The sequence below is a fragment of the Methylobacterium sp. B1 genome (assembly GCF_000333255.1).
GTDB lineage: Bacteria > Pseudomonadota > Alphaproteobacteria > Rhizobiales > Beijerinckiaceae > Methylobacterium > Methylobacterium fujisawaense.
Map to the genome: position 1 here is coordinate 1 of NZ_BACT01000092.1, position 7105 is coordinate 7105.

Below are 7105 nucleotides of genomic sequence, written 5' to 3' on the forward strand. Positions count from 1 at the left end.
GGAGGTCGCCGGGGATGCCCACCGGCACGCCGGGTGGATTGCGCGGGATTCCGGCCACCGGGATCGACACCTCCGAGGGCGGGCGCCCGATCAGGGTGGCGATGGCGTTGACGTACTGCACGCGGGTCAGGCGAACCGCGATGGCCTGGGCCTCGATGGTCTGGACCTGGGTCTGCGCGGTGATCACGTCGGACCGGGCCGCGACGCCCGCGGCGTACTGGTTCTCGGTGATCGCCAAGGTCTTCTTGAAATTCTCGACGTTCTCCTCGAGCACCTTTTGGAGCGAATCCGCGTAGCGCACCGTCAGGTAGTCGGCGGCGATCTCCGCCTGGATGCTCAAGCGGGTCAGCGCGAGGGTGGCGGCGTCGGATTGCGCCAGGGCCGCCTCGCTCTCGATGGTCCGGCGCGTGCCGCCGAACAGGTCGAGCTCCCAGCTCGCCTGGCCGAGCAGCGCCACGTTGGTGCGTGTGGTGGTGCCGCTGCCGGTCCGGGTGATGCTCGGCGCGCCGATCACCGTCGGATACAGGGCGGCCTGCGCGGAGGCGACGAGGGCCCGGGCCTGCCGGTAATTCGCCACCGCCTGCCGGAGGGACTGGTTGTCGACGTCGACGAGGCGGATCAGCCGGTCGAGATTCGGATCCCGAAAGACCCGCCACCAGTCGCCGCGCTCCACGGCGTCGTTGGGCCGGGCCTCGCGCCAGCCGTTCTTGCGCGCCGCGACATAGGCCGGGCTGTCCTCGCGGACGCCGCCCTGCTTGTAGGCGAAGGGCGTCTCCACAGAGGGCCGGGTGTAGTCGGGGCCAACCACGCAGCCGGCGAGGAGCGGGGCGGCGGCGAGGAGAGATGCGAGGGTGCGGCGCCGGCGATTGGCAGCGGCAGGTTCGCGGCTCAACAATCCGACGGACGCAGGCGTCATGCCTACCCGCGCCCTCATGCCGAGGTGCCGGAGCGCAGCGGAGTCCTCGAAGGACGGCTCCAGCCAGACGCGCGATCCCTGGAACCCTCCTTCGGGGCCCGCTGCTGCGGGCACCTCAGGATGAGGGCGTGGGTTGGACAGATGTTCACACCCGACCGGAGCCGCCGCTGTTTCACGTGAAACCTTAACCATCACTCTCCGGCCGGCAGCGCCGCTTCTCCGCCCCGTCCCGCGCGCCTGCGCCGGTTGAGCACCCTGTGCCGGAGGCGATCGAGGGTGAGGTAGACGACGGGGGTGGTGTAGAGGGTCAGGATCTGGCTCACAATCAACCCGCCGACGATGGCGATGCCGAGCGGGCGGCGCAGCTCCGCGCCCTCGCCGTTGGCCAGGATCAGCGGGACGGCGCCGAGCATGGCCGCCAGCGTCGTCATCATGATCGGCCGGAAGCGCAGGAGACAGGCCTCGCGGATCGCGTCCACGGGATTCGCGCCCCGGGTCCGCTCGGAATCGATCGCCACGTCGATCATCATGATCGCGTTCTTCTTCACGATGCCGATGAGCAGGAACACGGCGATCAGCGCGATGATGGTGAAGTCGGTGCCGGTCACCAGCAGCGCCAGCACGGCACCGACGCCGGCCGAGGGCAGGGTGGAGAGGATCGTCAGCGGGTGCACGAAGCTCTCGTAGAGGATCCCCAGGACCGCGTAGACCGCCAGGATCGCCGCCAGGATCAGGAGCGGCTGGCGGGAGGCCGAGGCGACGTAGTTCTTGGCCGCGCCGGCATACTCGCCGTGGATCGTGGCCGGGAGCTGCAGGGAGGCCATGGCCCGGTCGATGGCGTCGGTGGCGTCCGACAGGCTCTTGCCCGGGGCGAGGTTGAACGAGATCGTCGTCGCCACGAACAGGCCCTGGTGGCTCACCTGCACGGGGGCGCTGCCGGGCTCGATCCGCGCGAAGGCCGAGAGCGGCACCATCGTCTCCTTGGCGGCCGAGACGGGCGCGCTCGACGAGGCCCCGCCCTTGCTCGCCGCGATGGCGTTGGAGGAGGCGTTGCGGGCCGAGTCGGACGCGATGGCGGCGGCGTTCGAGGCGGTATCGGCCGTGCTGGTGGCGGAGGCGGCGGCCGCCGCCGCGACGGCGCCCGCGCTGCCCGAGCCGCCCACCGCCCCGGAGCCGGTGGCGGCGCCGGTCGCGGCACTCGCCGACGACCCGCTGCCCGGGCTGCTGGTGCCGGTCGCCGTGTTGATGTTGACGGTCCCGCCCGCCGCCACCGTGCCGGCGACCGCGTTGGTGGTGGCCGAGCCCGGCGCGTTGCCGCCCGAGGTCGAGACGTAGATCTGCTTGAGCGTCTCCGGCGTCTCCAGGTAGCGCGGCGCGATCTCCATCACGACGTGGTACTGGTTCAGCGGATTGTAGATCGTCGAGACCTGACGCTGGCCGAAGGCGTCGTAAAGGGTGTTGTCGATCTTGATCGGCGTGATGCCGTAGCGGAACGCGGTCGCCCGGTCGATCACGACCCGGCTCTCCAGCCCGCCCTCCTGCTGGTCCGAGGTCACGTCCGCGAAGGTCGGATCCTTCTGCAGGGCCGCCACCAGCTTCGGGGCGGCGGCGAACAGCTCCGCGGCGGTGTCGCCCTGAAGGGTGTACTGGTACTGGGCGAAGCTCTGGCGCCCGCCCATCTGCAGGTCCTGGCGCGGGAAGACGTAGAGGCGCGCCCCCGCAACTTGCGCGAGCTTCGGCCGCAGCCGCGCCATGACCGCGGAGATCGGCGCCCGCTCGTTGAGCGGCTTCAGGCCGACGAAGACGTTGGCCGAGTTGGTGCCGCGGCCCCCCGTGAAGCCGACGACGCTTTCCACCGCCGGATCCGCGCCGACGATCGCGGTCGCCTGCTTGAGCTTCTTCTCCATGGACTGGAACGAGATGCGCTGGTCGGCCTGGATGCCGCCCATCATCTGCCCGGTATCCTGCTCGGGGAAGAAGCCCTTCGGGACGATGATGTAGAGGTAGACGTTGAGGCCGACTGTGGCGAGCAGGCTCAGCAGCACGAGCCGCGGATGGGCGAGCGCCACCGCGAGCGTCCGTTCGTAGGCGCCGAGCAGACGCGAGAAGCCGCCCTCCAGCATCCGGATCAGCCAGTTCGGCCGGCGGCCCGCCGGGGGTTCGCCGTTGGGGCCGTGCCCCTCGGCCCGGAGTAGCCGGGCGCACATCATCGGCGTCGTGGTGAGCGAGAGGACCAAAGAGATCAGGATCGACAGCGACAGGGTGACGGAGAATTCCTGGAAGATGCGCCCGACGAGGCCGCCCATCAGCAGGATCGGCAGGAACACCGCGATGAGCGACAGGCTCATCGAGATCACCGTGAAGCCGACCTCCCGGGCGCCGATCAGCGCCGCCTGGAGCCGGGGCTTGCCCTCCTCAATGTGCCGCTGGACGTTCTCCAAGACCACGATGGCGTCGTCGACCACGAAGCCGGTGCCGATGATCAGCGCGGTCAGCGACAGGATGTTGAGCGAGTAGCCGAGCAGGTACATCGCCGAGAAGGTGCCGATGATCGAGATCGGCACGGCGACCGCCGGGACCAGGGTCGCCCGCCAGGAGCGCAGGAAGGCGAAGACCACCAGGATGACGAGGCCGACCGCCACCAGCAGCGTCTCCTCGGTGGCCGAGAGCGAGGCGCGGATCGTGGCGCTGCGGTCGCCGGTGAGCTTGATGTCGATGCCGCCCGGCAGCGCCGCGGTGATCTGCGGCAGGGCCTCCTTCACGGCGTTGATGGTCTCGACCACGTTGGCGCCGGGCTGCTTGTAGACGAACAGCAGCACGCCGGGCTTGCCGTTGACGATGCCGAGGTTGCGCTTGTCCTCGACCCCGTCGAGCACCTCCCCCACGTCGGTGAGCTTCACCGCGGCGCCGTTGCGATAGGCCACGATGATGTCGCGGTAATCGGCGGCCTTGCGGCCCTGGTCGTTGGCGTAGAGCTGGTAGCGGCGGTCGCCCGCATCGATCTCGCCCTTGGGCGAGTTGGCGTTGGCCGAGGCCAAAGCCGCCCGGATGCCTTCGAGGCCGATGCCGTAGTTGAACAGGGCCGTGGGATCGAGCTCGACCCGCACCGCCGGCAGGGACGAGCCGCCGATATCGACATTGCCGACACCGGGCAGCTGCGACAGCTTCTGCTGCACCACGGTGGCGGCGGAATCGTAGACCTGCCCGCGGGTGAGCGTCTCCGAGGTCATGCCGAGGATGATGATCGGCGTGTCGGCGGGGTTGAACTTCCGGTAGGTCGGGTTCTGCCGGAGCGAGGCCGGCAGGTCGGCGCGGGCCGCGTTGATGGCGGCCTGGACGTCGCGGGCCGCACCGTCGATGTCGCGGTTCAGGCCGAACAGCAGCACGATCCGGGTGGAGCCGAGGGCGTTCGTCGACGTCATCTCGTTGACGTCGGCGATGGCGCCGAGCCGCCGTTCGAGGGGCGCCGCCACGGTGGTGGCCATGGTCTCGGGCGAGGCGCCGGCCATCTGCGCCTGGACGAGGATGACCGGGAAGTCGATCTGCGGCAGCGGCGCCACCGGCAGCTTCAGGAAGGCGAACACGCCCGCCAGCAGCACGCCGATCGTGAGCAGCGTGGTCGCCACCGGCCGTCGGATGAACGGCTCGGAGATGTTCACGGGATGGGGCTCCCGTGGGGTGGGTGGCTGGCTGGCGCATCCTCACCGGAAGAGAAGCGACCGATGCCGCATCTCTCCCTCCCCCCTCTGCGGGGGAGGGAAGAGCTACGTCCTGACCGCGCCGCGATAGCTGCACCGACCGCTTCCAGCACAGCGTACAGATTGCTGAGCACAACCTCGTTTGGGAAGCGCAGAACCGTGAAGCCCTGGCGCTTCAGCCAAGCATCGCGCTTCGCATCGCGGAGACGGCGTCCCTCCGTCTCATGCGGCTCGCCGTCCAGCTCGACGATCAGCCGTGCAGAGGCGCAGAGGAAGTCGGCGATGTAAGGCGGGATCGGAACCTGACGGCGGAATTTCAGGCCGTGAAAGCGCCTGCCGCGCACCTGCTGCCAGAAGGCATCCTCAGCCCGCGTGTAGGATTGCCGCTGCTCTCGGGCAAAGGCGCGCAGGCGTGGATCGGGCCTGCCGTAACGCAGGTCGTTCCGAGGTGACCCTGAGTCGGACCTGTCACACGCCCTCCCGCCCCCCTCTGCGGGGGAGGGTGGCCCCCGAAGGACGTCGGGAGAGGGGAGCGACGCATCCGGAAAGGTCGCGACGGGTTCCATATCCTGAACTGTCGCGCTGCCCCTCTCCCGACCCCTGCTGACGCAGGGGCCACCCTCCCCCGCAGAGGGGGGAGGGGATGCCTTGGAAACGTCCCGCTTCGTCATGGCAGGACCTCACCACGCTCCAACCCGGGCCCCCGCCGCCCGGAAATCCGCCGCTCCAACCGGTCGAACGCCAGGTAGATCACCGGCGTCGTGAACAGCGTCAGCACCTGGCTGACGATCAGGCCGCCCGCGATGCAGATGCCGAGCGGCTGGCGCAGCTCCGAGCCCACGCCGGTGCCCAGGATCAGCGGCACCGCGGCGAACAGAGCCGCCAGCGTCGTCATCAGGATCGGCCGGAAGCGCAGGAGGCAGGCCTGGAAGATCGCCTCCCGGGGCTCCAGCCCGTCCTCGCGCTCCGCCTGGAGCGCGAAGTCGATCATCATGATGGCGTTCTTCTTCACGATGCCGATCAGCAGGACGATGCCGATCACCGCGATGATGTCGAGCGACAGGCCGAACAGCATCAGGCCGAGCAGGGCACCGATCCCCGCCGACGGCAGGGTCGACAGGATGGTGATCGGGTGGATGAAGCTCTCGTAGAGCACGCCGAGCACGATGTAGACGGTGACGATCGCCGCCAGCACGAGGAACAGCTCGTTGCCGAGCGCCGACTGGAAGGCGAAGACCGAGCCCTGCGGCACCACCCGGAACGAGGGCGGCAGGCCGATCTCGGCCTTGACCGTGTCGATCGCCTCGACCGCCTGCCCGAGGGCGGCGCCCGGGGCGAGGTTGAACGACACGGTGGTGGCCGGGAACTGGCCGAGATGCGAGATCAGGAGCGGCGCCCGCCGCTCGCTGATCCGCGCCACCGCGGAGAGCGGCACCTGCCCGTTGGTCGCCGTGGAGGAGGGCAGGTAGATCGCGTCGAGGCTGCGCAGGGTCGTGTGCAGCTTCGGATCGGCCTCCAGGATCACCCGGTACTGGTTGGACTGGGTGAAGATCGTCGAGATGATGCGCTGGCCGAAGGCGTCGTAGAGGGCGTTGTCGATCGTGGCCGGGGTGATGCCGTAGCGGCCGGCGGTGGGCCGGTCGATGGTCACGTAGGCGGCGAGCCCCTGGCCCTGGTGGTCGCTCGCCACGTCCGCCACCACGGGCGACTTCGCCAGCGCCGCGGTGAAGCGCGGCACCCAGGTCTCGAAATCGTCGATGTTCGGGCTCTCGAGGATGACCTGGTACTGGGTCGCCGAGACCGCCGTGTCGATGGTCAGGTCCTGGACCGGCTGCATGTACAGCCGCATGCCCGGCTCGTTCGCGACCGCCGCCGAGATCCGCCGGATGATCGCGCTGGCCGAGGCCGTGCGCTCATCCCGGGGCTTCAGGTTGATCAGCATCCGGCCGGAATTGAGCGTGACGTTCTGGCCGTCGACCCCGATGAACGAGGACAGGCTGGCCACGTCCGGGTCCTTGAGGACGATCTCGGCCATGCGCTGCTGGCGCTCGGCCATGGCCGCGTAGGAGACGGACTGGTCCGCCTGGGTGATGCCCTGGATCACGCCCGTGTCCTGCACGGGGAAGAAGCCCTTGGGGATCACCACGAACAGGTAGACGGTGAGCCCCAGCGTGCCGAGCGCCACCAGCAGAGTCAGGCCCTGGTGGTCGAGGACCACCCGCAGGGAGCGTCCGTACGACGCGATGGTGGCGTCGATGGCGCGCCGGCCGAGACGGGAGAGCACGCCCTCCCGGCGGCGGGTCTCGGCCTCGGGCACGTGCTTCAGGAGCCGCGCGCACAGCATCGGCACCAGCGTCAGCGAGACCACCGCCGAGATGATGATGGTGGCCGCCAGCGTGATGGCGAATTCGTGGAACAGCCGCCCGACCACGTCGCCCATGAACAGCAGCGGGATCAGCACCGCGATCAGCGAGACGGTGAGCGAGATGAT

Annotated in this window: 4 protein-coding genes; all 4 read right to left on the reverse strand. The window is 69.5% G+C overall.

Annotated features, from left to right (window positions below; genetic code table 11):
- A partial coding sequence (locus tag I53_RS02655; RefSeq protein ID WP_251982191.1) for a TolC family protein occupies nucleotides 1-892 on the reverse strand: 892 nt, incomplete at its 3' end.
- 215 nt (nucleotides 893-1107) lie between these two features.
- Nucleotides 1108-4575 carry an efflux RND transporter permease subunit gene (locus tag I53_RS02660; RefSeq protein ID WP_043346320.1) on the reverse strand — a complete coding sequence of 1156 codons (3468 nt, stop codon included), beginning with the start codon at nucleotides 4573-4575 and terminating at the stop codon, nucleotides 1108-1110.
- On the reverse strand, nucleotides 4572-5285 hold the full coding sequence (locus I53_RS30790; protein WP_306307420.1) for an endonuclease domain-containing protein: 714 nt from the start codon (nucleotides 5283-5285) through the stop codon (nucleotides 4572-4574). Before I53_RS30790 ends, I53_RS02660 begins: the two co-directional genes overlap by 4 nt.
- The coding region (locus tag I53_RS02665) for an efflux RND transporter permease subunit (RefSeq protein ID WP_043346321.1) at nucleotides 5282-7105 on the reverse strand (1824 nt) is incomplete at its 5' end. The genes I53_RS02665 and I53_RS30790, both read right to left, overlap by 4 nt.

What these genes read in the sequence shown, in the direction of transcription:
- I53_RS30790 (WP_306307420.1), bottom strand. Translation starts at nt 5,285, where the DNA reads ATGACGAAGCGGGACGTTTCCAAGGCATCCCCTCCCCCCTCTGCGGGG.